We start from the raw sequence: 26,953 nt of genomic DNA, 5'->3' as shown, positions 1-26,953 counted from the left end.
AGTTTATGCGAAGAAATATAGACTTGATTCGCTTAATACTCCTCGATCTTGAAAAAGAGATAGAGGTTGATTTGTCGTCTTATTCAGGTAATGAGGTCAATTATCACAAAGCCTTATTAATTGAAGCAGGTTTATTACACGGAAATGTCCATTATCCAAGCACTCATAAAACAGATATTCCAGATTTAGTGATTATTAATCGTATTACATGGGAAGGGCATGAATTCTTAGATAAAGCACGGAGTGATACTGTATGGAATAAAGCAAAATCATTGGTAAAAGAGAAAGGGCTATCATTATCTATGGATATCGTTAAGATTTCATTAGGAGAAGCCGTGAAAATTTTGTTTCATTCATTTGTCTAACAAGCGCTTGCACGCGGAACGGCGGCATACGCTACTATTTGTGTAGGAATCTTGTAGGGTGCGTTCCCTAATGCAAGTCCTACCGATCCAGCGATCGATTTTTCGGAACGCACCATGCACATTGATTGAAGCTGTGAGTCTAAGCTTCGTGGGTTGGGTTGAGCGAAACAAGACTGGGGCGAAAATAGCTCAATTCGCTTGAAAAAGCGAAACCCAACCACCCCAAAGGTTACTCTTTATTGGGTTTCCTTGCGTCAACCCAACCTACAATAATTGCTGCTCTATTGATCGCCCATTTTCAGGTCAAAACTCGAAGTATAAGCAGATTAAATATTACTACCTATTGACAAATTAGTATATATGTTGTATTGCCCGGTGATATGCAGGAAGTTGACCCCTATCGTTACTCTGGAAATTGTTATGCAGAAAGTTGACCTATAATATTAATATGTAGTTAGGCACAATAAAATAAGCTATTTAAATATGTTCGTTAAATAAGTACATGAATATTAATGTATCCATCATTGACCAACGCTTAGTATCAGTTAGCAATGAAATTCGTCAAAAAGCTTCTGAAGAACTACGAATCACAGAGGCCGGCCGGCTTAAGTCTTTGGCTTTTGTATATCTGTGCGTTAAAACCATTTTAGATTTAGATGGAGATGATGTTTTTGATTGCTTAACAGAAGGAGGTGGTGACTTTGGAGTAGATGCTATACATATCTCAGAAGAATATGACGGTGAATTTACAGTTAGTTTATTTCAGGGAAAATATAAGCACAACCTAGAAGGAAACTCTAACTATCCTGAAGAAGGTATAAAAAGTTTAATAAACGCAATTAATTACTTATTTAATCCAGCAGCTAAACTAGAACATATTAATCAACGACTGCTTGTGAAAGTGGAAGAAGCTCGTAGCCTAATCCGGGATGGCTATATTCCCCAAGTTCGGACAATAGCTTGCAACAATGGGCTGAAATGGAATTTATCTGCTCAAGAGGCTATTGATCGTGCTGAGTTTGGAGATCAGGTGACATGGGAATATGTTAATCACGAGCGTTTAGTCAAAATTCTGCAAGCTTCTAAACCCGTAAAAGATACTTTGCAGCTAAGTGGCAAAGCTATTGTGGAAGATATGGAGTTTAGCCGAGTACTGTTGGGTAGAATTTCGGTGACAGAAATTGCCACACTTATAGAGCGACATGGAGAACGTTTATTAGAGCGCAATATTCGTCGCTACTTGGGTTTACAAGGAAATCGCGTAAATGAGGGTATCCGTCATACTTTAACTAGCGATGAAAAAAACAATTTTTACTTTTATAATAACGGGGTCACGTTGACTTGTGATAGTTTCTCATACAACGCATTGCAAGATGGCGATTACCAAGTGCGTGTTGAGAATTTACAAATCATTAACGGTGGTCAAACTTGTATGACCATATTTAAAACCTTGCGAGAACCAGATTTAATTCATCAAAATGCCCAAGCTTTTGTTCTTTTAAGACTCTATCAATTGCCTCGTGAAAATGAAGGTTTAGTTCAAAGAATTACCTACGCAACCAATAGCCAAAATCCAGTAGATCTCAAAGATTTACGTGCTAATGATGAGCGCCAGAAAAGATTGGAAATGGATATTCAGCAATTAGGATTTAACTACAGGCCTCAACGTTCCAATACTGCTACTCGATCTACTGATATTACTTCAGGAGTAGCTGCTGAGGCAGTATTATCCGTTTGGCGAAGAAAACCTCATCAAGCAAAGTTTTTCTCTCGTGAACATTTTGGGAAACTGTATGATACAATCTTTACTGATCAATTAAATGGAGCGCAAATCGTAATAGCTGTTCAGCTTTACAGAATTGCAGAAAACCGCCGCAAAAGACCTGAGTCTACTGACCCAGATTTTGTCCGCTATGCTTCATGCTTTATTGCCATGCAGATGGGACAAAAACTTTTGGCTGATATGGAAGTTCAGATGAAAGACATTAGTCATCAAAATTTTCAATCAGCCCAAATGCTTATTGATCAAAATGGGGATAGTTACTTTAATGCTTCATTACAGGATATTAAACAGGCACTTCAGGATCTTTATGGAGAACAAGAGATTTCCTTGCAGCAGCTATCTGCAACATTTCGACGTGGTGATTTAATAAGTAGACTTCAATGAATCAAATCGGTTCAATAATTCGACTTCTTTTCTTGCAAACTCGCTTAACCTAACTTCACCGTTAGCTGAAATATTGGTGAATTTTCAAAGTTGCCTGTTGCTGTGTGACTTCACAGATTAATATAGTGCGATGCCGAAGGCACTGCGTAGCAGTACGCAATCTTGTAGGGTGCGTTCCCTAAGGCAACTTCTACCGCTCCAGCGATCGATTTTTGGGGAACGTACCATGCACATTGATTAAAACTGTGAGTCTAAGTGCGATGCCGAAGGCACTGCGTAGCAGTGCGCTTCGCTTCGTAGCCACAGTTTTGGACAGATTGGGATAAAATACAGAGCTAACTAGCGCATTTCAAATGAGCGAAACTGTTTACATTGAAACTAGCGTGGTTGGTTACTTAACAGCCAGACTCAGCAATAACTTAATCCTCATGGCAAACTTGGGGATTACCCAAAAGTGGTGGGACACACGCCGAGAGCAATTTACGCTTTATATCTCCCAATTGGTTTTGGACGAAGTTGCGCGGGGAGATGTAGAGATGGCAAACAGGCGACTTGAGATTCTACGTGATTTTCCATTACTGGAAGTCAACGAAGATGTTCAAAGTCTGGCAGCCCAGTTTCTCACCAAAAGTAATCTTCCCCCTAAAGCCTCTGATGATGCGCTTCATATTGCAGTTGCTACATTTTACGGAATTGACTATCTTTTAACTTGGAACTGTAAGCATATTGCCAATGCTCAAATACAAAAGAAACTAGCACAAATAAGTATAGAAGCAGGATATGATCTGCCAACAATTTGTACACCCAATGAACTAATGGGAGATTAATTATGTGGAAAGATGAAGTTCTAGAAGAAATTTACAGAATACGTGAAGAACACGCAAAGTCCTTTAACTATGATTTGCAAGCAATTTGCAATGATCTTCGTAAAAAACAATCCACTAGCAGCAGACAAATTATTTCGACTCCGCTCAAACCTCGCAGTCAACCGCATAACAAATCGTTGCATCCGACCGCCTAGAGATTATCTGATAGAAGTTGAAGATTGTGGCAGCTGAACTCAGCCGTTAGAGTGATCGCCATTGCCGTAGGGTGCGTTCCCTAAGGCAACTTCTACCGCTTCAGTGCGATCGATTTTGGGGAACGCACCATGCTCATTGATTGAAGCTGTGAGTCTAAGCATCGTGGGTTGGGTTGAGCGAAACAAGACTGGGGCGAAAATAGCTCAATTCGCTGGAAAAAGCGAAACCCAACCACCCCAAAGGTTACTCTTTGTTGGGTTGCCTTGGATCAACCCAAGCTAGAATAATTGCTGCTCTATTGATCGCCCATTTTCAGACCAAAACTGGAAGTATAAGCAGATTAAATATTACTACCTATTGACAAAATAGTATATATGTTGTATGACGGGGTGATATACAGAAAGTTGACCCACATCGTTACTCTGGCGAGTGTTATGCAGAAAGTTTCCGTACAATATGTTATGCAAAGAGTCAGAGTTACATAGCTAGACTCATCCAAAGTTAATGATAAGATTGGGACATACACGGAAATGCAAGATCTACTCCTATGTTCTACAAACTTCCACTTTTGCTTACTCCTCAACCAGAAGGAGGATTTACAGTGACTTGCCCTCTTCTACCTGAACTAATCACAGAGGCGGATTCTTTGGAAGAGGTTCTGGAAAATGCAAAGGATGCCTTTGAGGCAGTTTTGGAAACTTATCAAGATTTAGGCAAAAAACTTCCAGTCAACTTGCAAGCCTTTAATCAGGAGTCACCTGCCCTAGTAGAAGCAATTATTTCTGCATGAGATACAAAGAAGTAGCTCAAAAACTGAGGAGGCTTGGCTGTGAAGAAATAGAGAGAAAGTCAAAAGGATCACATAGAAAATGGCTGAATCTCTCTAATCAAAATGTAGCAGTAATTCCTGATTGGGGTAGTAAAGACTTAAAGTTCGGAACAATTAAGGCAACCATAAAACAGCTAGGCATAGAGTGGAGTGCCTTTGAAGAGGCATAAGGTGATTTCTGATCAAGAAGATACCTGATAGATTAAAATAGGGGAAATGGCCAGTAGGAAAGAAAAAAATGGTGTCCATGCCAGAAGATACAGCCTTAACCCCCTCTCAAATCGAAGACTTACGTTTTGCAGGGAAAAAGAAAGATGACGGGGGCTTCTCGGCGAGCCTTTCAAGGGAGGATTTGTCAAAAGTATTTTGAAGGGAATGCCAGAAAAACGGAAGAAATCTTGGGTTGGGGGCGAAGAGCAGTCCAATTTGCCTATCCTAACCAAGAAGTTAATTTTGTCCTATTACTTATGTCTCTCGATCGCCGTCAATTTCTTTATCTTTTAGGTGCTACCCTTGGCACAGCCACTCTTGCCGGTTTTAACCGTCCCGCTTTTGCTGCTACTGGTCCCTATAGTCTCATTGCCCTACCCTATAGCTATGATGCCCTAGAACCTTATATTGATAAGGAAACGATGCAATTTCATCACGATAAACACCATGTTGCCTACGTTAATAATCTCAACACGGCAGTGGCAAAATATCCAGAATTGCAGCAAAAAACAGTAGTAGAATTAATTAAAAATCTTGACTCTTTACCCGCCGATATTCGCACCACTGTCCGCAATAATGGCGGTGGCGATCTTAATCATACGATGTTTTGGCAGATTATGTCCCCCGATGGCGGTGGCGAAGCAAAAGGAGAAATAGGGGCGGCAATAATCGCTAAATTTGGCAGTTTCGAGGAATTTAAAAACGCTTTCAACCAAGCAGGTACTAAACTTTTTGGTAGTGGTTGGACATGGTTGGTTTTGAATAAGTCAGGACAACTGGAAATTATCAGCACTGCTAACCAAGATAGCCCCCTAATGATGGGATTACAGCCAATTATGGGCAATGATGTCTGGGAACACGCCTATTACTTAAAATATCGTAATCAACGGGCTGAGTATTTAAAACAGTGGTGGAATGTGGTTAACTGGGAGGAGGTAAATCGCCGCTATCTTCAGGCAAAAGCTTAACGATGACAACTTTTACGGTTACAGTTCCCGCTACCACTGCTAATATTGGGCCCGGCTTCGATTGTCTCGGAGCGGCCTTAACCCTATATAATCAGTTTACTTTTACCCTGCTGCCGGCAACAACAGCTAACCCTGTCAGCATTATTGTCAAGGGAACTGAATCAGCTAAAGTTAGCCAAGGTGCTGACAATTTAATCTACACTTCTTTTTTGCAAGTTTATCAAAAAATAGGACAGAATCCGCCCCCCATAGCCATCGAGATCGATTTAGGGGTTCCTCTGGCTAGAGGTTTAGGTAGTTCTGCCACTGCTATTATCGGTGGGTTAGTGGCTGCCAATCAATGTGCGGGAAATCCTTTATCTATGGGGGAAATCGAAGCATTAGCGATCGCCTTGGAGGGACATCCAGATAATGTAGTGCCGGCTTTGCGGGGTAACTGTCAGCTATCGGCAGGAGATAGCACAAATTGGGCTATTTGTCAAGTATTTTGGCAAAAAAATCTCGTTCCCGTCCTAGCGATTCCCGATTTTGAACTGGCTACGGCAAAAGCTCGGGCGGTTTTACCCGAAAAAATTAGCTGTCAGGAGGCAATTTTCAATATTTCCCGCTTGGGTTTATTATTGCGGGGATTGGAGACGGGTAACGGCGATTGGCTGAGAATTGCCCTAGAGGACAAACTGCATCAACCCTATCGCCAATCTTTAATACCGGGTTACGAAAAGGTGAAAAAAGCCGCCATTAATGGGGGTGCTTACGGGATGGTAATTAGTGGCGCAGGTCCTAGCCTATTAGCTTTAACTAACCCCGACAATGCCCAAAAAACAGCCACAGAGATGAAAAATGCTTGGCAGCAAGTGGGGATTAACTCTGAGGTGAAAATTTTAGCTTTAGATACCCTAGGGGCCAAAGTAAACTGTTAAGCCTCCAATTTACTTGTTAAGAGTCCATGGCAGCGGGGTGTGGGGAAGTGGGGAAGTGGGGGGAGTGGGGGGAGTGGGAATTATGAATTATGAATTATGAATTATGAAGTGGGGAAGTGGGGAAATTGAACTAAAACCCCAAAACCCCAAAACCCCAACCCCCAACACCTAAAACCTGCCTCCTGTCTCCTGTCTCCTGTCTTCCGTCTCCTGACTCTTGACTGCCAAAAGCGTTAGGATAAAAATAAATATAAATAATTGTTAAGAAAATGACGCAAATTACCGTTATTGGTGCAGGGATTGGCGGACTAACGGCGGCGGCATTATTGGCGCGTCGAGGTTATCAAGTGACAGTATACGATCAGGCGCTTGTCCCCGGGGGTTGTGCCTCGACTTTTTCCCGTCGGGGTTTTACTTTTGACGTGGGGGCAACTCAGGTGGCAGGATTAGAAGTAGGGGGCATTCATCAGCGCATTTTTGCCGAATTAGGGATAGATTTACCCGATTCTGTCCCCTGCGATCCCGCTTGTGCCGTTTTTCTGCCGGGGGAAACCACTCCGATTAATGTCTGGCGCGATCGGCAAAAGTGGCAAGAGGAAAGACAAAAACAATTTCCGGGCAGCGAACCCTTTTGGCAATTATTACAAAAACTCTTTCAAGCTAGTTGGCGTTTTCAAAGTCGCGATCCAGTTTTACCCCCGCGCAACTGGTGGGATTTAGGGCAATTAATCGCCGCTTTGCGTTTAGATACTGCCATTACCTTTCCCTTTACTTTGATGACTGTGGGCGATGCTCTGCGATTATACGGCTTAGAGAGGGATAAACGCCTAAAAACCTTCCTTGATCTCCAGTTAAAGCTTTATTCCCAAGTTACTGCCGATGAAACCGCTTTACTTTATGCCGCCACCGCTTTAGCAGTTTCTCAGTCTCCCCAAGGTTTATCCCACCTTCAGGGTAGTATGCAAGTATTGAGCGATCGCCTAGTAACAGCTTTGGAAAAATACAGCGGTAAATTGCAAATGCGCCACACAGTGGAAAAAATACTGACAGAAAAGGGAAAAGCCACGGGAATTATCGTCAGAAATCAAAAAAATGGCCAAATATATCCAGAAATGGCCGATGAGATTGTGGCTAATATCCCGATCCAAAATTTACCACAATTAATCGATCGCGAAGCCATTCCCAGTCTTTATCACCGGAGAATCGAAAAACTTCCCCCCGCATCGGGTGCTTTTGTGGTTTACTTAGGAGTCGATCGCGCTGCTATTCCCCCCGATTGTCCCCCCCATTTGCAATTCCTCTACGATGAGGATGGCATAATCGGCGAAAATAACTCTTTGTTTGTTTCCGTGAGTAAAGAAGGGGATGGCCGCGCTCCAGTGGGAAAAGCGACGATTATTGCTTCTTCCTTCACCGATACCAGTCTTTGGTGGCGAAAAGGAGCAGATAATTATCAGCAATTAAAAGCAGCATACACCCAAGGGGCGATCGAGCGTCTCGGTAATTATTTCCATCTCAGTCCTGATCACATCGTTCACATCGAATCAGCTACTCCTCGCACTTTTGAACGGTTTACGGGGCGAAATCAGGGCATTGTCGGCGGGATTGGTCAAAGATTGTCCACTTTTGGCCCTTTTGGCCTAGCGACGCGCACTCCCATCCCCCATCTTTGGTTAGTGGGAGATTCCACCCATCCGGGAGAAGGCACTGCCGGAGTCAGCTATTCGGCACTAACGGTGGTTAGACAGATTGAGAATAAATTATTAGCTTCTAGTTAGCCGTAATTATGAATTATGAATTATGAATTATGAATTGGGAAGAATAAATAAAAGCAATCTTCTGAATACTGAATACTGAATACTGATAACTGTTAACTTACCCACTGATAACTGATAACTGATCACTGATAACTGTTATAAAGCGCCAGCTGCCGTGCGATCGAGTATTCCTGCTCCTAGATGAGAGGTAATATTAATTGCTTGCAGGACCGGTTGAGAGTCAACTCCTTTGGGATAATCGATCACACTAACCGCACCATTTCCCTGTTTAATATTCCAGAAATTGGCGGGTTTTAAACCCAATAAATAACAAAGAATCACCTTATTAATAGCATCGTGAGCTACCACCATAATTGTCTTAGGACTATCACTATTACTATAGGTTTTAACGATTTGCCGCCAACAAGCGATCGCTCGATCCCAAACCTCTTGTAAATTCTCCCCTTCCGGCATTTGCACGGTTTCTGGGGAATTTTTCCAGTCTTCTAACATCCCGGGGAAACTCGCTTCAATTTCCTCCTCTAATTTACCTTCCCAAAGTCCGTGACAGATTTCCGTCAGATCCCCTTGGGTATCTAAGGTGACATTGGGGTGATATTGCAGGATAATTTGGGCAGTTTCCTTGGGACGGGACAAAGGACTGGTGACAGCGTGATCGATCGCCGTTTCTCGCAGAAATTCGGCGGCTTTCTCAGCTTGAGCCTTGCCATTATCATTGAGAGGAATATCGCGCACACCTTGAAAACGTTTATCCCGATTCCATTGGGTTTCTCCGTGACGCACAAGCAGCAGCCTGGAACCTTGGAAAGGAGGACGCGGTGGGGGTAAAGCTATCCCTAAGTGTGCCGTTTGATTGAGGGATTCCACCTGGACAGGATCACCAAAATTACCCGTAAAATTGAGAACATTAACGCAACAGTTAGATTGTTGCAGGGAATGGTACAAGGAAACCGGAATACCGATGGCACTGAGGATTAAACAGCGATTAATGCCGTTATGGGCAACAATGAGGATAGTTTCGCCTTTGTGTTGGGGAATAATTTCTCGCCAAAAATCCTGCGCTTGTTGATAGAGGGAGAGAACGGGATAATGTTCTTGACCATCGGGCAGTATCATCTTAAATTCATGAGGTTTTTGGTGCCAATCCCGATATTCTTGGGTATATTGAGCTTTTACCTCCTCTTTAACCATATTTTCCCAGATAGGCAGATCGATTTCTAGTAACTGCGAAGTGGGTTGAATGACGGGAGAGTGATTTAAACGAGACTGAATCACCTCAGCAGTAGATTTGGCTCTTTGGAGAGGACTACAGTAAAAAGCGGCGATATCGATTTGACTGAGGGCATTTCCTACTTTTTCCGCGTCCAGATGGCCTTTTTCCGTCAAAACCGAGCCATCACTGCGACCTTGTATTTTCTGCTCTGCGTTATAACTGCTTTGTCCATGACGAACAATAATCACACGAGTAGCCAAGCGGTTCAGTCTCCTTAACTAAAAGTCTCAATATCAGATTACAGGCGATCGGGATCGGAGTACAAATCAGTGATCAGTAATCAGTGATCAGTCATCAGTATAGAGCTTTTGTACTAAAATTTCTATACTCAGTTTCAAGGCAGCACAGCATATCAAAACTTCCTGACATAACAATCTCTTTGGGATCAAGGGTTTGGCGGTTTTATCAAGAAATCATGACAATGTACTTGGTCAAAATCGGAATCTTGCTGTTTAATAAGTATTTATAACAAGCGATTCCCTTGATCCCCATCGAGTGGATCTCTCGTTCACACAGCAATCGATGAGTAGTTAGAAGGATTACCCAGATCACTGCTTTTGCAAATGCCCAAAAACATTTGCCGTCGTAACTAATCGGAGAGCGTCAACTCATGGTTCCAGAATACCCACCCTTAGATGAGATGACCTTGCGGCAACTACGACGAGTTGCCAGTCAATACAGCATCTCTCGTTACAGTCGGATGCGGAAAACGCAATTAATCGAGGCAATTAACCAAGCCATGCGAGTAAGCGGCAATTTTAATACTATTAAAGAGGAAAAACCAGTGGAAGCAGCAAAATTTGAATTAGGTCAAGCTAACCCGATCGAAGATATCCTAGGTTCAGTGGATGATGGTTTAGGAGATCTGCCCGGTGGCTACGGTGAAAATCGCATTACCCTCCTACCTCGCGATCCTCAGTGGGCCTATGCTTATTGGGATATCCCCAACGAATCAAAAGAAGATCTCCGTCGTCAAGGGGGACAACAGTTAGCCCTACGTCTTTATGATGTCACCGATATCGATCTCAATAGCCAAGGAGCCCACAGTGTCCAAGAATATCTCTGTGATGAATTGGCCCGGGAATGGTATTTACCGATTCCGGTCAGCGATCGAGATTATGTTATCGATATCGGTTATCGTTGTGCTGATGGTCGTTGGTTAGTTTTGGCCCGTTCTCCCATGGTGCGGATTCCTCCCGTCTATCCTTCCGACTGGATTGAAGATATTTTTGTCACCGTTAACTGGGAAGAAGAACTGGTGGGCAAAACTGTTTACGAACTCGTTCCCCCCAGCAAACGCTACGGCAGCGCTGGAACCACGGCAACTAGCCCCATCTACGACCAAATTTTCAAGAGTGTCGGCGATATGGAGGCCCTACGGGTGGCTGGTTCCTTGTTTGGTTCCATGCAGCACGTCGCCGGTTCCGTACCGATGTCGGAAGTGATCAGTTCTTATGTATTCCCCTCTGGGGTTGGTATGTGGGCAGTTCCCACGGTATCGGGACTAACCGCTTCCGGTATCGGCATAACTGCTTCCGGTATCGGTATGGGTGCTTCGGAAACCCTACAACGTCCGCGCAAATTCTGGTTAGTTGCCGATGCCGAATTAATCGTCTATGGTGCCACCGAACCCGACGCCACCGTAACTATCGGTGGTCGTCCGATTAAACTCAATCCCGATGGCACTTTCCGCTATCAGATGTCCTTCCAAGACGGTTTAATCGATTATCCGATTATGGCCGTAGCCGCCGATGGGGAACAAAATCGTTCTATCCACATGAAATTTACCCGGGAAACCCCCTCTCGCAATACCAACACTAAAGATGAGGCGGTTCTAGAATGGTTATTCTAGATTGGGTTTTCTAACGTTAGGGACTTGCGTGGGAATAATATCCCAATCGATCGGAGGGCGCAAGCTTTGCGCCCCTACAGTAACGGATTTTGTCCACAATGTAGGGGCGAACTGCGTTCGCCCAAAAGGTACATTATCAAAGCGCAAGTCCCTTACCAAAGCCAAACCAATTACTTCCCCCTAACTGAGATTTAGTTAGGGGATTTTTTGGGGATTGTCAACGCTATCAACTTCTATTCCCAAATCTGACAGCTTAAATCGCCCGATTTTTGGGAAAGACGCAGATTTTCACCGTAATCGACGGGAACATCGATCACCGCAGGGACATCTTGCCGGAAAGCCTCCTCTAGCATCGGGATCAAATCCTGAGCAGATTCCACCCGATAGCCTTTTAATCCCATACTTTCGGCAAATTTAACAAAATCGGGATTACCAAACTTAATAAAAGAAGATGTGCCAAAATGGTTAAACTGCTTCCATTCGATTAAACCGTAACCGCCATCATTAAAGATGAGAGTGACGAAGGGAGTTCCCACCCGCAAAGCTGTCTCCAATTCCTGACAATTCATCATAAAACCGCCGTCCCCCGTCACCGCTACAATGCGTTTATCGGGATGAACTAACTTAGCGGCGATCGCACCAGGGATAGCAATACCCATAGCGGCGAAACCGTTAGAAATAATGCAAGTATTGGGACAATCGCAGTGATACTGGCGCGCCATCCACATTTTATGAGCGCCCACGTCAGAAATGGCGATATCTTCTGGTCCCATCACCTGACGCAGATCGTAGATCAATTTTTGTGGCTTGATCGGAAAACCCGTATCATTGGCATAGGTTTCGTAATCAGCCCGAATTTCCGTCTTTAATCCTGCGGTGACAGGAGTTGGCTTATTCTGGCGATCGGCCCGTTTGAGGATATCGATGAGAGAATCGGTGATATCACCCACCACTTCCACCACCGGGGCATAACTACTGTCAATTTCCGCCGGAGTCATGCCGATGTGAATAATCGGTAATTTCCCGTCTGGATTCCATTTTTTCGGGGAATACTCGATTAAATCGTAACCAACAGCGATAATTAAATCACTGCGATCAAAGGCACAACTAATCAAATCCCGTTGCTGTAATCCTACCGCCCAAAGAGCCAGAGGATGGGTATAGGGAATCACCCCCTTACCCATAAAAGTGTTAGCCACAGGGATATTCAAGGCCGTGGCGAATTCCGTTAAAGCTTCACTAGCATTAGCGCGAATTGCCCCATTTCCCGCCAAAATCAAGGGATTTTTCGCTTTAGAAATCACCGCCGCCGCCATATTCAAAGTCCGATAGGAAGCGTAAACTTTTTCCTGACTGTCGAGGGGCAAAGGATGACCATCGGCAGCCATAGCGGCGATATTTTCGGGCAGATCGATGTGAACTGCCCCCGGTTTCTCACTTTGGGCGGTTTTAAAGGCTCTCCGTACCACTTCTGGGGTGATACCCGGCCGCACGATTTGTTTATTCCATTTCGTCACCGGGGCGAACATGGCCACCAGATCTAGGTATTGATGGGATTCAATGTGCATCCGATCGGTTCCCACCTGGCCGGTGATAGCCACCAAGGGCGCCCCATCCAAGTCAGCATCGGCTACCCCTGTCATCAGGTTAGTCGCCCCCGGTCCTAGGGTGGAGAGACAAACCCCCGCTTTTCCCGTCAAGCGTCCATAGACATCGGCCATAAAAGCGGCCCCCTGTTCGTGACGGGTGGTGATAAATTTGATCGAGGAGTTTTTTAGGGCTTCCAAAACATCGAGGTTTTCTTCCCCAGGTAGCCCAAAAATATACTCGACCCCTTCATTCTCTAGACATTTAACTAGAAGTTCGGCTGTGTTTAATTCCCCCATAATTCCCTCCTGTAGAGCTTACTTCATCAGTCAAGTCTCCAGAGATAGTTCATCCCGGCGGATTGAGGTTGTTGCGCTCAACTCGTCGGGATGATATCAGTAGACTATATGTACCAATGTAGCTGACTAAAATTTTGTTTAAGTCTATCCATATACCATTGTGACTTAGATCTTGACCCTTGGCAGATTATTTATTAGTGAACTAGGAAGTTTTCGTTTTGGGGAGCCGGTCGTCAGGAGACTCCGAGACAGCTTTTATATATTCTCCCCACACCCCACACCCTGCCCCCAGTTTTATACCGTTAATTCTTCGGCGGCGTGGGCCAGTTGGGCGGCGACTTTGGCTAAATAGGGACGACTTAACCACCAGATAAAGGGGGACAGCCAACCGCGCAGGGTGACAGAATAGGAAATATAAGTACCACAGAGGGTTGATTCCACTTGGTAGGTCATTTTCTGTTCCATGCCGGGGATAGCGAGAACTCTGAGGCTGAGGAGTTCCCCGGGCCGGACATTTTCCACGAAAACCCGGATAGGAATGGGAGTCAGACGGGTGACAGCTTGATAGATTAACCCCGGTTTAGCGATTAAACCCAAGGGAACATCAGCCTTGGCAATCAAAGGATGCCAAGAGACATCGGCCACATTAATTAATTTTTGCCAGAGGACATCGACAGGGGCGCTGCTGACCACCCGATAGGTTTTGTAGAGTGAAAACTTACAGAATAGTCTGCCTTTGGCCGCTACAATCCTTAGGGAAAAATTGAGAATCACCGATTGCCCCCCGCAAAAATAATCCAGGTAATCTTCTATTCTAGAAAATAAATGGCTTTCCTGGACTGTGCGCTTTTGATAATTTTAAGATACAATGGAAAACGGGTTTCATAATTCATCCCATCGCTAAAAGCGAGGGAATTATGCTGAACACTAAGTTAACGGGAAAAGTAAGGGACTTGCGCTTTGATCATGTACCTTTTGGGCGAACGCAGTTCGCCCCTACATTGTGGACAAAATCCTTTACTGTCGGGGTGACTGGAACCTGCGCCCTCCGCTACCTTTTGGGCGAACGCAGTTCGCCCCTACATTGTGGACAAAATCCTTTACTGTCGGGGTGCCTGGAACCTGCGCCCTCCGCTACCTTTTGGGCGAACGCAGTTCGCCCCTACATTGTGGACAAAATCCTTTACTGTCGGGGTGCCTGGAACCTGCGCCCTCCGCTACCTTTTGGGCGAACGCAGTTCGCCCCTACATTGTGGACAAAATCCTTTACTGTCGGGGTGCCTGGAACCTGCGCCCTCCGCTACCTTTTGGGCGAACGCAGTTCGCCCCTACATTATGGACAAAATCCTTTACTGTCGGGGTGCCTGGAACCTGCGCCCTCCGCTACCTTTTGGGCGAACGCAGTTCGCCCCTACATTGTGGACAAAATCCTTTACTGTCGGGGTGCCTGGAACCTGCGCCCTCCGCGCTGCGGGGGTTTGCTGATCACCCTAAGTAGGGGGAGAGCCTTCGAGAGCCCCTTCCTCTTAGGGACTTGGGCTTTGATAATATGCCATCTGGCTGGTCTGATTCTTCTACAGAGCGATTTTCAAAGCTGGGATATTATTCCCACGCCAGTCCCTTAAGACAAAACCGCCCCAAAAGGGCGGCAGATAAAAACGAGGACTGACGATGCCTCTTATTCTATTATCTTGATGCCGAGATCGGTTAGCTATCCTTTTGTCGGCGTTTCATCGCCAGACCTAAGCCACCAACAGCAAGAAGTCCAACAACAGTCCCCGGTTCGGGAATTTTGGAACCCTGGCCAAAAGTAAGACTGAACGATCTGACATTGCCAGAAGCGCCTGGTGCAAGGACCATCCCAGTTACACCAACGTTGATCATGCTAGGACTTGGAGCAAGTAGATCAGTAGATATACCTGTAACTGGCATTAGCCCACCGTTAAAGTTGGCCACTGATGCTCCATTAGCCGTCACACTCAACACAGCAAATCCATTAGAGGTAGAGTTTAACAAGTTCAATGTCAAATTAGTCAACGATACATTCAAGGGATCTCCGAGGACAACATCGAAGACAAACGGATTACTAAACGAAGTAACTGCACCTACAGGAACTGACCATCCATTAGTGGTTGTGAATGTTAACCCAGCTGATAAAGGGGTAGCGGACCCAAAACCCGTTACTGTAAGGCCGGAAGGTGGATTCCACGTTCCAGTTTTCATCCAATTTCTAAACGTTTTGTCAATCTTGCCGTCCATGTCCTCATCAACGGTGATACTACCACCATTAAAAAGTTGGGGCAATGTGCAGGATGCGGCAGTCGGACTACCACAATTGATATAGTTTACTGTTGCGGCTTGTGCTGGCGCAGTGGCGAGGCCCAACGCACTGGCAAGAAGAGCAGTAGCGGTAGGAATGATGTATTTTATTTTGGTCATTTACAGAGACCCCCGCGGAGGTAAGGTGGATGTAATAGATTACAACTGCTAGTATTACATGAGCTTTCTTAGCTGTCAACACCAAATTCCTCATTTGTCAATAGATCACTGAAAAATTGTTAATAGATCACAGAAAAAAGTTTCTCCCCCGCTCCCCCTTACCGCTCTTTCTGGGGAGAAAAAGCCAGATCAGCAGTCTCGATTACCTTTAATAGCTGTTCGATGCGGTTTTCCGTCGGGGGAGCCAAACAGGGAAAAACGGCTAAACCGGGGATTTGATTAGCCACCTCGGTGACAGCCACATCAAGGGTGACTAGGGGTAAATTAGCTAGGGTTTCCGACTCGCTCAAGGTTTGCAGATAAGAGTATAAATCTTCTGCGATCGAACTATCGATTAAGATAGCGTCCACCTCCCAGACAGTGGCTAAAAGTTCCGCCTGTTCGCAACTATCGGCCTCGATAAAACGATAATTCTCCCGAACTAATTGATTATTCCAAATCCAGCTAAAGGAAGATAACTCGGAGAAATTGGGGGCATAATGGCCGTGTAAACGGAGCAGAGTCGGAGCGGTGCGCCGTTTTTGGCTAGGAACAGGAGAAACGGTCAGATTCAGGCAAGCTTGCAGCGCAGCCGATGTGATCGGCGGAACCAGAAAACTATCGGCCCCTTGCTGTTGACTGCGGTTGCGCTCGGAATCGGCAGCGGTGACAATAACTTTCAGCTCTTTGGTTTGGGGATGGGATTTCAGCAGCGTTAACACATCCCAACCGGACAACAGGGGGAGATGGGGATTGAGAAAAACACAACGGGGTTTTAACTGCCGGGCTTTTTCGATCGCCTCAGTGCCGCTACGAGCGATAATGGCTTTTAATCCCAATTCACTCAATCGATCGACAAATTGTTCGATCACCTGGGGATTAGTTTCTACCACTAACACCAGACGCTGGGGAGTGGCTGACTCTTGGTCTGCACCTTGGGGATGAACCGGCAGCAGTAAAGTGAATTGACTGCCTTCCAGGACTTTGGAGACAAAGGATAGATCACCACCGTGACAGCGCGCTAATTTTTGGCTGAGGACTAAACCTAAACCTGCGCCCTCAAATTGACGGGTGAAAGGACTTTCTAGCTGTTGGAATTTCTGAAAAATCAGATGCTGGGATTCTTCCGGAATACCGATCCCCGTATCCCAGACGGTAAAAGCCAGCCAATTTTCCCAACGATTGACTTTAATGCCCAAATTACCGCCATCAATGGTGAATTTAACCGCATTATCTAATAAATGCACTAAAATCTGTTGTAAACGGGCTTCATCGGCCAGGGCATAATCTAACCCCGATTCGATGTCAAGACGATAGCTGCCGGGGAGATCGAGACGTTGGGGATACTTATCGACGATGGTATCGTACACCCGTTGACAGAGGCGATCGATTTTGACTCTAGCTAAAGTTAATTTTAGTTGTCCTGTCTCTAAGCGGGTTAAATCGAGGAGATCATTGACCAAGGCCATCAACTGGCGACCGCTGCGATAGATTAAATCGGCATATTTGGACTGTCGGGGGTTAAGTTCACCGATTTTTTGTTCCCGCAGCAGACTGGAGAGACCGATCACGGCAGTGAGGGGCGATTTAAACTCATGGCTGACACAGGCGAGAAATTCATCCTTAAGACGATTTAAATGGACTAAATCGGCATTTTTAACCGCTAATTCCTGACAATATTGCTGTTGTTCCGTGATATCGGTGGCTAAAAGTAACCACAGTCCCGAAGCTTTCTCGATCAAAGGATAATTATCCGTTAAATTTAACGGCGCGGACAAGAGGCGCCAAGTCTTGGCTAAACCCGATGTCACCGTTTCTAGACGCTGGGGAAACAGGGGGGGAGTGGGGGATTGAAGGGTTAAGGGGTCATTAACCAAAGCAAAGGGAGATTTATCGATATTAGCGGGGAAAGCCGCCCCTATTTGTTCGCACCAAGCCTGATTTTGGTATAAAATTCCCGCTTCTGGACTGTAGAGCAGCAGCGGCAGCGGTAATTGTTCCAGAAATTCCAGAGGACGATCGCATCGTGGGGGGAAATTGCGATCGCTGATGCGGGGACGCGGGGACGGATCATCGAGAATCGAGCGTCCGAGACAAAATTGGAGAAGTTTGCCCGTGTCTAAGCGTCCTAACAGTTTGCCCTGAGCATCGACTAAAATAGGGACTAAGGAGCTTCCTTCTCCCGTCAGGGTGGCCAGAAACTCACTCACGGCCATGCGCGAGTTAAGAGGGATAATCGGACGCAGCCAATCGCTCAGATCCAGACAGTTGGAGGAGGGGTTTCTGGTTTCGGGGCGCTGTTGTTGATAGAGGAGGTAAGCAATCAGGGTTTGACTCTCCATCAGTCCTAGGGGACAATACCGCTCATCCACCACCACGATCGCTTCTGGATTGCCCGTATTGATTAAATCTAAAAGACTTGTTCTGTCAACAATTAATTCACAGGTAGTGACGGATTGATTAAAGTGATGGAGACTGAGGGTAACGCTAGGCATGGGGATAATTGGGTGGGCGGTGGCGGTAACTTTATTGCATAATTAACCAACTGATGGCCAAACTATTAGTCGTCCTAAAACTTGAATCTACCTTGATTTTGACGCTGGCTCATCTAGAGAACCGCTACATTGATTACAATTAACTACGATACCCACTCCAAGAAGCAAAGTTAACTTTAACTTCCCTTAGCTAATGGCGAGGGGGTTGTCTTCTCAACAGAGAAAGCCTAACCTAATTGTTTGTTATTTTCTATCTACCTTGCGGGTGAGAAAACGTTGCCTCCGAGACTGACTATTTATGCTTTTGTCCCAACGGACTCACCCTTGACGGGAGTGAGTTCACCCTTAGGGCTGGTTAATTCTTTGACGGCTTTATTGGCCAATGAACGCTATAATCTAACCCTAGGGTCGTCTTCTAGCGAATTACTGGCTAATATCGAGGCAGAGAAGGAAAAAATCGATTGTTTACTGGTGGTCTTTCATCCTTCCCTACAGCCGACTTTTAATCAACTCTACGAAGGGGGGATTTTACTGCCAGTAGTGATCATTGTCGCTGACAAGAACATCACTGCCGAGACGAATGACTCTCCCACCTGTCTCTATCATAGTGCCGAATTACAAATTACCGTCAAGGAATTAGACAGCATCACCTCGGTAATCGACCAAGCGATCGCTCGATTTCTCCATTTAGCTCCTAATTGCTCTTTTTCCGAACCTAACACGATTGTTAACCAACCAAATCCCGTGGAAAATAATCACAGTTTTCTCCTCCTACAACAGCGCCGTTTAGCGGAAAAATTAAAAGAAAGACTCGGCTATTTAGGTGTTTACTACAAACGCAATCCGCAGCTATTCTATCGCAATCTTGCCCCAGAGGAAAAAAAAGAATTACTGCGGGAAGTAAGAAGAGATTATCGGGAGATTATTTTAAATTACTTCCAACAGGATTATCCGATCAATCAAGCGATCGATGAATTGGTTAATAATGTCTTTTTTACCGATCTCTCAGTGTCGCAAATTCTGGAAATTCACATGGAGTTAATGGATGAATTTTCCCAACAGTTAAAATTAGAAGGCAGAAGCGAGGAAATCCTCCTAGATTATCGTCTCGCTCTCATTGATATCCTTGCACATCTAGGGGAAATGTACCGTCGTTCTATACCTCGCGAGGATATCCCTTTTGATTTATTATTGGGAATAGATTAAAATCTCCCCAATAAATAGCGATGAACTCCTACCCCCAGCCCCTTTGATCTTAACCTATGAGCGTCTTTAAAAAAACCTATGTTTTAAAACTGTACGTCGCCGGGAACACCCCCAACTCCGTGCGTGCCTTGAAAACCCTGAAAAATATCCTAGAAGAAGAATTTCAGGGAGTTTATGCGCTGAAGGTGATTGACGTGCTGAAAAACCCGCAACTAGCGGAGGAAGACAAGATTCTCGCTACTCCTACCCTCGCGAAAGTCCTCCCTCCCCCAGTGCGGAAAATTATCGGGGATTTGTCCGATCGAGAGAAGGTTCTGATCGGTTTAGACTTACTGTACGAAGAGATTCGCGAACGAGAAAATGATAGCTAGAACTTCGGCAATAGGTGATTAGACGGTTTATATTTATTGAAGGAGAAATGATCGGGGCGTAATCTAGTACCTCTAGGGGAAAGTCAAGAGTCAATGGGAATCGAGACGGTATAAAGTGTCTAGTCAGACCTGATATGTTTCTGTTGAAAAATTAGATAAAAATCCTACTCTTTAAATACTCGCTGGATAAATAATGACTCAATCTAACTCTAATAGCCAATCGAATCCACCGATTAAACCCAAAGGTGTTCGCAAAATTAGAACCCTAATTGAAGGTTTTGATGAGATCACTCACGGTGGTTTACCCATGGGGCGAACTACCTTAGTGAGTGGCACTTCTGGCACGGGAAAAACCCTGCTTGCCGTCCAATTTCTCTACCACGGTATCAAGTATTTTGACTATCCGGGACTGTTTGTTACTTTTGAAGAATCTCCCACTGATATTATCCAAAATGCCTATAGTTTTGGTTGGGATTTAGAAGAATTAATTGACCAGGGTAAGTTATTTATTCTCGATGCTTCTCCGGATCCGGAAGGTCAAGAAGTGGTGGGTAGTTTTGATCTTTCGGCCCTAATCGAGCGCATTCAATACGCAATTACCAAATATAAAGCCAAACTGGTATCAATTGACTCTGTAACTGCCGTTTTTCAGCAGTATGAAGCGGTGTCAGTGGTGCGGCGAGAAATTTTTCGGCTCGTAGCCCGGTTAAAATTATTAGAAGTGACTTCAATTATGACCACAGAACGTATCGAAGAATACGGAGCGGTAGCCCGTTTTGGGGTAGAGGAATTTGTCTCTGATAATGTGGTAATTATGCGGAACGTGCTAGAGGGAGAAAGACGACGCAGAACCGCAGAAATCCTCAAATTACGGGGAACAACCCACATGAAGGGGGAATATCCCTTTACTATCACCAATGATGGCATTAATATCTTCCCCCTCGGTGCGATGCGTTTAACTCAGCGCTCTTCTAATGTCCGCATTTCTTCGGGAGTAAAAACCCTTGATGATATGTGTGGAGGCGGTTTTTTCAAGGATTCGATTATTTTGGCTACAGGAGCAACAGGTACGGGTAAAACTCTCTTAGTCAGTAAATTTCTGGAAGAAGGCTGTCGGCGCGGTGAGCGGGCGATTTTGTTCGCTTATGAAGAATCTCGCGCCCAATTGTCCCGAAATGCTTCTTCTTGGGGGATCGATTTTGAGGAGATGGAACGCAAGGGATTATTAAAATTGTTGTGTTCTTACCCCGAATCGGCGGGATTAGAAGACCATTTACAGATGATTAAGTCGGAAATCTCGGAATTTAAACCCTCCCGTATTGCTATTGATTCTCTATCGGCGCTCGCACGCGGGGTGACAAATAATGCTTTTCGGCAATTTGTGATCGGGGTGACAGGATACGCCAAACAGGAGGAAATTACGGGATTTTTCACCAATACCACCGACCAATTTATGGGAGCGCACTCGATCACCGAATCCCATATTTCTACGATTACCGACACGATTTTAATGCTGCAGTATGTGGAAATTCGCGGCGAAATGTCGCGAGCGATTAACGTCTTTAAGATGCGCGGTTCTTGGCACGATAAAGGGATTCGTGAATATACTATCAGTCAGGACGGGGCCGATATCAAGGATTCTTTCCGCAATTACGAGCGGATTATTAGTGGTTCCCCGACTAAAATTAGCGTCGATGAAAAGACTGAATTATCGCGGATTGTTCGCAATGTACGCGAAAAATTACAGGATGAATAATCGGGAGTTGACTAGACCTCTGGTAAAAATCAAAAATTGTTGTTAGGGTTAGGAGTCAGTAGCCAGTAGTCAGGAGTCAGGAGAATTAAGAATGAATAATAATAGACCTCTTGGAAAAATCAAAAATCTTCCGTTGGGTGAGGAGTACATTAATTGTGCAAGAGGTTGACTGATGGAGATTATTTTGAAGAGCGAATCGGGTAAAGTCGGTCTTAGGGAAAATAACCACCAGATCAATAAACCTAATATAATCCAGAGAATATCTTTAACCCAGCGAATTTTTAAAAACTGTGCTTTCTAGATTTTTTGTCCTAAATCCAGACTTTTGGGGGGTTCTACCCCCCAAACCCCCCGTTGGGGGCGTGGCGCCGCCCCCAAACCCCGGAGCGCATTAGTTTTTCGGTGGGATGCTTACACGCAGTTGTTCATATATTTGTACTAATTTAAAAGTTACTGATAATAGTAAATCTGGTTATTAAAGACTGATTATTTATTCCCCTTTTGGCCTGGTGCATCTCAATTTTGTAGAAATATCTATATTACATTTGGGCGCACGCGATGCGCCCCTACCATTGGTGCGATAATATTATTATAGGACTTACGCATTGACAGGATCGACCAAATATGAGGTATGGGTTTCGGGCATTTTAACGTGATTTTTTGATGACTTTTGAGCGATCGCTATCGATCAGAAGTTAATCGCCAAAAGTCTGAAACGACGGATTTTCGTTCATACACATCATGGTGAATTTGTACAGTGCGTAACTCCTATATTATTGTAGGGGCGAATTGCATTCGCCCTCTTTGAACAACTTCTGCTGCTCACCATAAGTGAGAGAAAGTCACTCAACGGATTTAGTATGATTGAGATTATTTTGAAGAGCGATCGGGTAAAGTCGGTCTTAGGGAAAATAACCACCAGATCAATAAACCTAATATAATCCAGAGAATATCTTTAACCCGGCGAATTACAGAAATCGCTAAACCTAATTCGAGACTACCGGTTAAGGAAGCACCCAGCAGCACTAAAGAACCTTCTAAAGTACCGATATTAGCGGGAATAAAAAAGGTTCCAGCGCGCACCAATTGAGCAACGGAATCAAATAACCAAGCATCGGCAAAACTGATCGGATGTTGGAGAAGTTGCATTAAAACATAGATTTCTAAAACTCCGAGGGGCCAATTGAGAAAACCGACGATCAAGCCATTTCTAAATAGGGGCAGATTCTGGTAAAATTCTCCTAAACGATCATCGACACTGCGAAGATTTTCTAAAGGTTTAGCTAGGCGATCGCCTAAAAAAGAATGACCTAATCGATTAACTATTCGGGAGGATAAACGGAATCGCTGAATCAAGAAAAATATCAGGATACAACTGGAGAATATAGCTAGACTTAATCCAGTCAAAGTTTTAAAAGAATTAGAAAATTTTGGGGAAGCTAGGAGCAGAAAAAACCCGATAATTGCAAAGAAGACAAGGGAAGCAGTATTTAACGTCTTGGTCAAAATAATCGAGGCACTGGTTTCTTTATAGCTAATCTGATAGTGAGTTTTCAACATCACTGCTTTAAAACCTTCTCCTCCCAACGAAGCGAAGGGAGTCACGCGATTAAAGGCTGCCCCTACCATGTAAATTAATAATAGGCGAATTGTCCATCTAGGTTGGATAGGAATGCTTTTAAAAGTTAGTTGCCAAGTAAAAACATCGGTGAGTAATTCTAGGAAATAAAAAATAATCACTAATGTCATTCCCCACCAACCGACTAGGGTGATTTGTTGCCACACTTCTTGCAGATTTGTTTGGCGTAAAATTACCCCTAGTAAAACAAAACCTAAACCCAGAAAGATAAATTTAAGATATTTCATATTAAATTATGAATTATGAATTATGAATTATGACTGATAACTGATAACTGATAACTGATAACTGATCACTGATAACTGATCACTGATGACTGATAACTGATCACTGATGACTGATAACTGATCACTGATAACTGATAACTGATAACTGATAACTGAAAAAGCTGATAACTAAAAATAGTTCCAACGTTGAATAAATGGCAGCCAATGGGATTCAACCAATTTGATCGCTTTTGCATCTGGGGGATAATTATTTTTTTTATATCCTTGCAGACTGCTGATATATTTCTCAAAGCGAGGCATAGCTATTTTTAAGTTGGGAAGTTGCAGTTGATCGTAAATTTTCTCGATTTGTGCTAGGGGGTCTTTTTCTAAATCTTCAAAACGAATTTCTACAAAACTATCGGTAGGTAAATCGGCACTATCTCGCAGGAGAGAATTGAGCATTAGGGGATAACTTTTCAGAATCGCTTGCTCGATGACATCAATAGATAAATTATCGTAGGATTGCAGTGCTAGTTCCGGTAGGATGCGGGTAAAAAAGTGGCGGGTTGAGGGAAAAACTAGATAGGGATTGCGGTAGATATGAATAAATTTAGCATCGGGCCAGATAGCTCGCAATCTGGCAATGTGTGCCGTATAAACGGGGTTTTTGATTAGTAATTGTTTGCCTTTTTGATGGATGGAAACTTTTTTTAATAGATGAGTATGCCAACGTTGCCAATTGGCGATTTCTTTCTCGCTGCAGCCTTGAAAAAAAACCCCTCGATCGAAATGATACTGAAAACGTTGGGGAAAGTATAAACCATGGTAGTAGGAAAGGGGGATCATACTGGCCAGGGCGATCGAGTCTTCTTGGGGGGAATCGGGAGTAACGGCAACGTTATCCACATGGCGATCGCTCGGTAGAGCTAATTCCAGCAGCGGTTGAAATAAGCGGACGATGCCGAGGATATCCCAGGGTAATCCCACCGCTAGGGGCGAAATATAGCCAAAATGCTCCGATTGACCGAGTAAATTGTGCAGATGGGTCGTGCCGCTGCGCCAATAGCCGACAATAAAAATGGGTGCTTTTACCTGCACGCAGCGCTCATAAAACCCTGTCATCAAAATTCGTTCTAGGGTAGAAAAAGGCAGTCGCGCCAAGGTAACTGCCAGCGCCAGGGTTGCTGGGGCCAAATTGGGGCGATCGATGCCGCCATTGGTCAAAAACAAACGAAGGAGAGTGCTAAGGTTACTACCGCAGAGGGGATGAAACAAACTGGACATATTAACCTATTTTTTGGCGGTTTTTTGGCGTATAGCTTGGCTGGCTAAGGTTTTGCCGAATTCCCAAGCGGCCCCAGGTAGGCGGTGAGCATCAGCGACCACATCCTTAACGGCGGTGACAATCCAACGGCAATCCTCATCGGAGAGGGTGAGGGGGGGGATAAACTTGATGATATTCATACCGTGGCTGGAAACCTGCGAGAGGATTTGATGACGGGTAAAGAGGGGAACGACGATTAACTGAGAAAATAGCCCTTTATTGGCGGTTTCTAGCATTTTCCAGGCGGCTTTTAATGACCAACTGCTCGGCTCGGCAAATTCCAAGGCCATCATCATACCCAATCCCCGCACTTCCTGCAAACATTCGTACTGATCTACGAGGGGCTGTAGTTCTGCGATAATTTGTTGACCGATTACAGCCGAGCGCTCGACTAATTTTTCCTCCTCAATCACCTGTAAAGTGGCAATACCGGCGGCCATGGCCAGATTATTTTTCCCAAAAGTGCTACCGTGAACCACAGAACGGTCCATGCGATCGAATACTCGATCGAAGAGCCAGCGACGACAGAGAACCGCTCCCACTGGCACAAAACCGCCCGAAAGAGCCTTGGCAACGCATAAAATGTCCGGTTCTACCCCCCAATGTTCCACAGCCCAAATTTTGCCAGTCCGGCCTAAACCAGTCTGCACTTCATCGGCCACAAAAAGAGTCCCATAACGACGACAAAGGGCAGCCGCTGCGGGGAGATAGTTCGGTTCGGGAATTCTCACCCCGTGACCTTGGATCGGTTCGGTAATAAAAGCCGCTACATCTTTGTTGATTAGAGCTTTTTCGAGCGCAGCTAGATCGCCGAAGGGAATTTCCTTAAAATCGCCGACAAAAGGCCCAAATCCCTCACGATAATGGGGATCGCCGGTGGCGGAAAGGGAACCCATGGTTAACCCGTGGTAGCCTCCCTGACAGTAAACAATTTGGCTGCGTCCGGTGGCGTAGCGGCTAAATTTAATGGCGGCCTCGACGGTTTCTGTGCCGGAGTTGGCAAAGAAAACTCGTTCTAATCCGGTCGGGGCGATCGCTGCTAACCGTTCGGCCAGCAATCCCGCTAGGATAGAAGCATCCAATTGGACTAAATTGGGCAGTTCTGCCGTCAATACTTCCTGTAAAGTTTGGACAATCTTGGGGTGATTGCGTCCGAGGGCGAAAACACCAAAACCACTCAGTAAATCCAGATACTTTTCCCCGTGATTGTCGAATAGGTATGCACCTTCGGCTTTAACGTAGTGGCGATCGTAGCCGATCGTTTTTAGTACCCTAACCATCTGGGGGTTTAGGTATTGTTCGTGGAGCGCAAAGTTTTCTTCTAGTCTTTTTTCTATCAGTTCTAAAATGCTCATAAATTCCAGATTTGATTACCGAAAAACTAATTTTGACATCCTTCCGCCCTAAACGGACGGCGATTCCCAAACCTCACGATTTGGGCTTCTGTTTCTTTCCCCGGCGGGGTTTCGCAGCTGCCCTAACAGATTTACTCTATTCTGGTCTTATAGTCACTCTACAGACTAACACCGCTTAACTAATTTTGGTATCCTTGAGGGTAGGGATAAAGTAAGTTTCCCGTTTCTTTTCCTAATTTCAGTTTCTAACGCTTCTCTGACTTGCTGCTCTGCTGATTCTCTGCTATAACCGAATATAAGTTTAAGATTGGTGTCACAATCTCGAACGGGATAAATTTTCTCTTGAATACAATTAAATCCATAAATTTCAATATCTTTTAAAATTAATTGTTCTCAACACCACATTTTACCTTGAAGGTAGTCAGTAATCTGATTAGTTTCAGGAACATTTAAATTTTTCAAGCAGCGTTTATCTCCCGTGAGTAAATAGCTTAAATTATTTTGTTTATTCAAGTAGCTAACATAACCGAGTAGAATAGCCTCGCCTATGTCTATTCCTTCGATTTTCTGTAATTGAATAAAATCCTCTTGATTGATATTATTATTGCTTGATATTTTATCGCAGGTTGTAACGACTGATAAAGCGTCTTCTCGGTTATATTTAACAGGGTTTCTCTTCCTTCTTTTTCCTTGCAGTTGACTTTTAAATTTATATTGAAATGTCTCAAGAATTTTAACTTGATTAATCTCAACTCCAAAGGTATTGAGGTTTTTCTAAAATAAGCCACAGGTGGCCAATTTTAGGATAATGTCATTATCCAAACAATAAACAGAACCTATCAAGGTTCAA

The 26,953-nt window shown here is 44.5% G+C and carries 22 protein-coding genes; 13 read left to right on the top strand and 9 right to left on the bottom strand.

The genetic code is table 11. The features are described 5' to 3' along the window. The first annotated feature begins 5 nt into the window (after window positions 1–5). The 4 genes from GQR42_RS21485 (at window position 6) to GQR42_RS21470 (ending at window position 3,553) form a co-directional block, all read left to right on the top strand. Window positions 6–365 carry a DUF2513 domain-containing protein gene (locus tag GQR42_RS21485; RefSeq protein WP_002794465.1) on the top strand — a complete coding sequence of 120 codons (360 nt, stop codon included), beginning with the start codon at window positions 6–8 and terminating at the stop codon, window positions 363–365. Window positions 366–867: 502 nt separating this feature from the next. Continuing rightward, window positions 868–2,532, top strand: a complete 1,665-nt coding sequence (locus tag GQR42_RS21480; RefSeq protein WP_158201545.1) for an AIPR family protein — start codon at window positions 868–870, stop codon at window positions 2,530–2,532. Window positions 2,533–2,885: 353 nt separating this feature from the next. Beyond that, window positions 2,886–3,359, top strand: coding sequence for a type II toxin-antitoxin system VapC family toxin (locus GQR42_RS21475; protein WP_158201544.1), 474 nt, complete (start codon window positions 2,886–2,888; stop codon window positions 3,357–3,359). Between the two features lie 2 nt (window positions 3,360–3,361). Then, a complete protein-coding gene (locus GQR42_RS21470; protein ID WP_002756723.1) occupies window positions 3,362–3,553 on the top strand; it encodes a hypothetical protein in 192 nt (63 codons plus the stop codon). A 39-nt stretch (window positions 3,554–3,592) separates the two neighbouring features. On the opposite strand, the gene GQR42_RS29630 is transcribed toward GQR42_RS21470, so the two are convergent. Further along, the gene (locus GQR42_RS29630; protein WP_257792598.1) at window positions 3,593–3,715 is read right to left on the bottom strand and encodes a hypothetical protein; all 123 of its coding nucleotides are present in this window, start codon (window positions 3,713–3,715) and stop codon (window positions 3,593–3,595) included. A 386-nt stretch (window positions 3,716–4,101) separates the two neighbouring features. Here GQR42_RS29630 and GQR42_RS21465 point away from each other — a divergent pair, with 386 nt between their 5' ends. The 5 genes from GQR42_RS21465 (at window position 4,102) to crtD (ending at window position 8,259) form a co-directional block, all read left to right on the top strand. Further along, window positions 4,102–4,344, top strand: a complete 243-nt coding sequence (locus GQR42_RS21465; protein ID WP_016515139.1) for a type II toxin-antitoxin system HicB family antitoxin — start codon at window positions 4,102–4,104, stop codon at window positions 4,342–4,344. Further along, complete coding sequence (locus tag GQR42_RS21460; protein WP_158201543.1) at window positions 4,341–4,553, top strand: type II toxin-antitoxin system HicA family toxin; 213 nt, start codon at window positions 4,341–4,343, stop codon at window positions 4,551–4,553. Before GQR42_RS21465 ends, GQR42_RS21460 begins: the two co-directional genes overlap by 4 nt. 297 nt (window positions 4,554–4,850) lie before the next feature. Further along, a complete protein-coding gene (locus GQR42_RS21455) occupies window positions 4,851–5,561 on the top strand; it encodes a superoxide dismutase (protein ID WP_158202542.1) in 711 nt (236 codons plus the stop codon). Between the two features lie 2 nt (window positions 5,562–5,563). Then, window positions 5,564–6,481: a homoserine kinase gene (thrB, locus tag GQR42_RS21450; protein ID WP_158201542.1), complete on the top strand. Its 918-nt coding sequence runs from the start codon at window positions 5,564–5,566 to the stop codon at window positions 6,479–6,481. A 269-nt stretch (window positions 6,482–6,750) separates the two neighbouring features. Then, window positions 6,751–8,259, top strand: coding sequence for a C-3',4' desaturase CrtD (crtD, locus tag GQR42_RS21445; RefSeq protein ID WP_158201541.1), 1,509 nt, complete (start codon window positions 6,751–6,753; stop codon window positions 8,257–8,259). Window positions 8,260–8,394: 135 nt separating this feature from the next. Here crtD and GQR42_RS21440 read toward each other — a convergent pair whose 3' ends face one another. After that, window positions 8,395–9,732, bottom strand: coding sequence for a histidine phosphatase family protein (locus GQR42_RS21440; protein WP_158201540.1), 1,338 nt, complete (start codon window positions 9,730–9,732; stop codon window positions 8,395–8,397). A 410-nt stretch (window positions 9,733–10,142) separates the two neighbouring features. Here GQR42_RS21440 and GQR42_RS21435 point away from each other — a divergent pair, with 410 nt between their 5' ends. After that, on the top strand, window positions 10,143–11,384 hold the full coding sequence (locus tag GQR42_RS21435) for a DUF4912 domain-containing protein (protein ID WP_158201539.1): 1,242 nt from the start codon (window positions 10,143–10,145) through the stop codon (window positions 11,382–11,384). Between the two features lie 233 nt (window positions 11,385–11,617). Here the strand turns inward: GQR42_RS21435 and GQR42_RS21430 are convergent, their stop codons facing one another. The 4 genes from GQR42_RS21430 to GQR42_RS21410 all read right to left on the bottom strand — a co-directional run bounded on the left by GQR42_RS21430 (window position 11,618) and on the right by GQR42_RS21410 (window position 18,243). Continuing rightward, window positions 11,618–13,270, bottom strand: coding sequence for an acetolactate synthase large subunit (locus tag GQR42_RS21430; protein WP_158201538.1), 1,653 nt, complete (start codon window positions 13,268–13,270; stop codon window positions 11,618–11,620). 294 nt (window positions 13,271–13,564) lie between these two features. Further along, on the bottom strand, window positions 13,565–14,044 hold the full coding sequence (locus tag GQR42_RS21425) for an SRPBCC family protein (protein WP_158201537.1): 480 nt from the start codon (window positions 14,042–14,044) through the stop codon (window positions 13,565–13,567). 933 nt (window positions 14,045–14,977) lie between these two features. Beyond that, the gene (locus tag GQR42_RS21415) at window positions 14,978–15,709 is read right to left on the bottom strand and encodes a PEP-CTERM sorting domain-containing protein (protein WP_158201535.1); all 732 of its coding nucleotides are present in this window, start codon (window positions 15,707–15,709) and stop codon (window positions 14,978–14,980) included. 158 nt (window positions 15,710–15,867) lie between these two features. Further along, the gene (locus tag GQR42_RS21410) at window positions 15,868–18,243 is read right to left on the bottom strand and encodes an ATP-binding response regulator (protein WP_158201534.1); all 2,376 of its coding nucleotides are present in this window, start codon (window positions 18,241–18,243) and stop codon (window positions 15,868–15,870) included. Window positions 18,244–18,519: 276 nt separating this feature from the next. On the opposite strand from GQR42_RS21410, the gene GQR42_RS21405 reads away from it, so the two are divergent. The 3 genes from GQR42_RS21405 to kaiC all read left to right on the top strand — a co-directional run bounded on the left by GQR42_RS21405 (window position 18,520) and on the right by kaiC (window position 21,576). Beyond that, the gene (locus tag GQR42_RS21405) at window positions 18,520–19,449 is read left to right on the top strand and encodes a circadian clock protein KaiA (RefSeq protein ID WP_158201533.1); all 930 of its coding nucleotides are present in this window, start codon (window positions 18,520–18,522) and stop codon (window positions 19,447–19,449) included. Between the two features lie 56 nt (window positions 19,450–19,505). Beyond that, window positions 19,506–19,820 (top strand): circadian clock protein KaiB, encoded by a 315-nt coding sequence (gene kaiB / locus GQR42_RS21400; protein ID WP_002733742.1) that lies wholly within the window; start codon window positions 19,506–19,508, stop codon window positions 19,818–19,820. A gap of 193 nt (window positions 19,821–20,013) precedes the next feature. Beyond that, window positions 20,014–21,576, top strand: coding sequence for a circadian clock protein KaiC (kaiC, locus tag GQR42_RS21395; protein WP_002733602.1), 1,563 nt, complete (start codon window positions 20,014–20,016; stop codon window positions 21,574–21,576). An 870-nt stretch (window positions 21,577–22,446) separates the two neighbouring features. Here kaiC and GQR42_RS21390 read toward each other — a convergent pair. The 3 genes from GQR42_RS21390 to GQR42_RS21380 all read right to left on the bottom strand — a co-directional run bounded on the left by GQR42_RS21390 (window position 22,447) and on the right by GQR42_RS21380 (window position 26,103). Next, complete coding sequence (locus GQR42_RS21390; RefSeq protein ID WP_158201532.1) at window positions 22,447–23,442, bottom strand: lysylphosphatidylglycerol synthase transmembrane domain-containing protein; 996 nt, start codon at window positions 23,440–23,442, stop codon at window positions 22,447–22,449. Window positions 23,443–23,610: 168 nt separating this feature from the next. After that, window positions 23,611–24,708 carry a sulfotransferase family protein gene (locus tag GQR42_RS21385; protein ID WP_158201531.1) on the bottom strand — a complete coding sequence of 366 codons (1,098 nt, stop codon included), beginning with the start codon at window positions 24,706–24,708 and terminating at the stop codon, window positions 23,611–23,613. Window positions 24,709–24,714: 6 nt separating this feature from the next. Further along, complete coding sequence (locus tag GQR42_RS21380) at window positions 24,715–26,103, bottom strand: aspartate aminotransferase family protein (protein ID WP_158201530.1); 1,389 nt, start codon at window positions 26,101–26,103, stop codon at window positions 24,715–24,717. Between the last annotated feature and the right edge of the window lie 850 nt (window positions 26,104–26,953).

It is taken from the genome of Microcystis aeruginosa FD4 (assembly GCF_009792235.1).
Classification (GTDB): domain Bacteria; phylum Cyanobacteriota; class Cyanobacteriia; order Cyanobacteriales; family Microcystaceae; genus Microcystis; species Microcystis viridis.
This window is presented reverse-complemented; position numbering and strand designations above follow the sequence as displayed.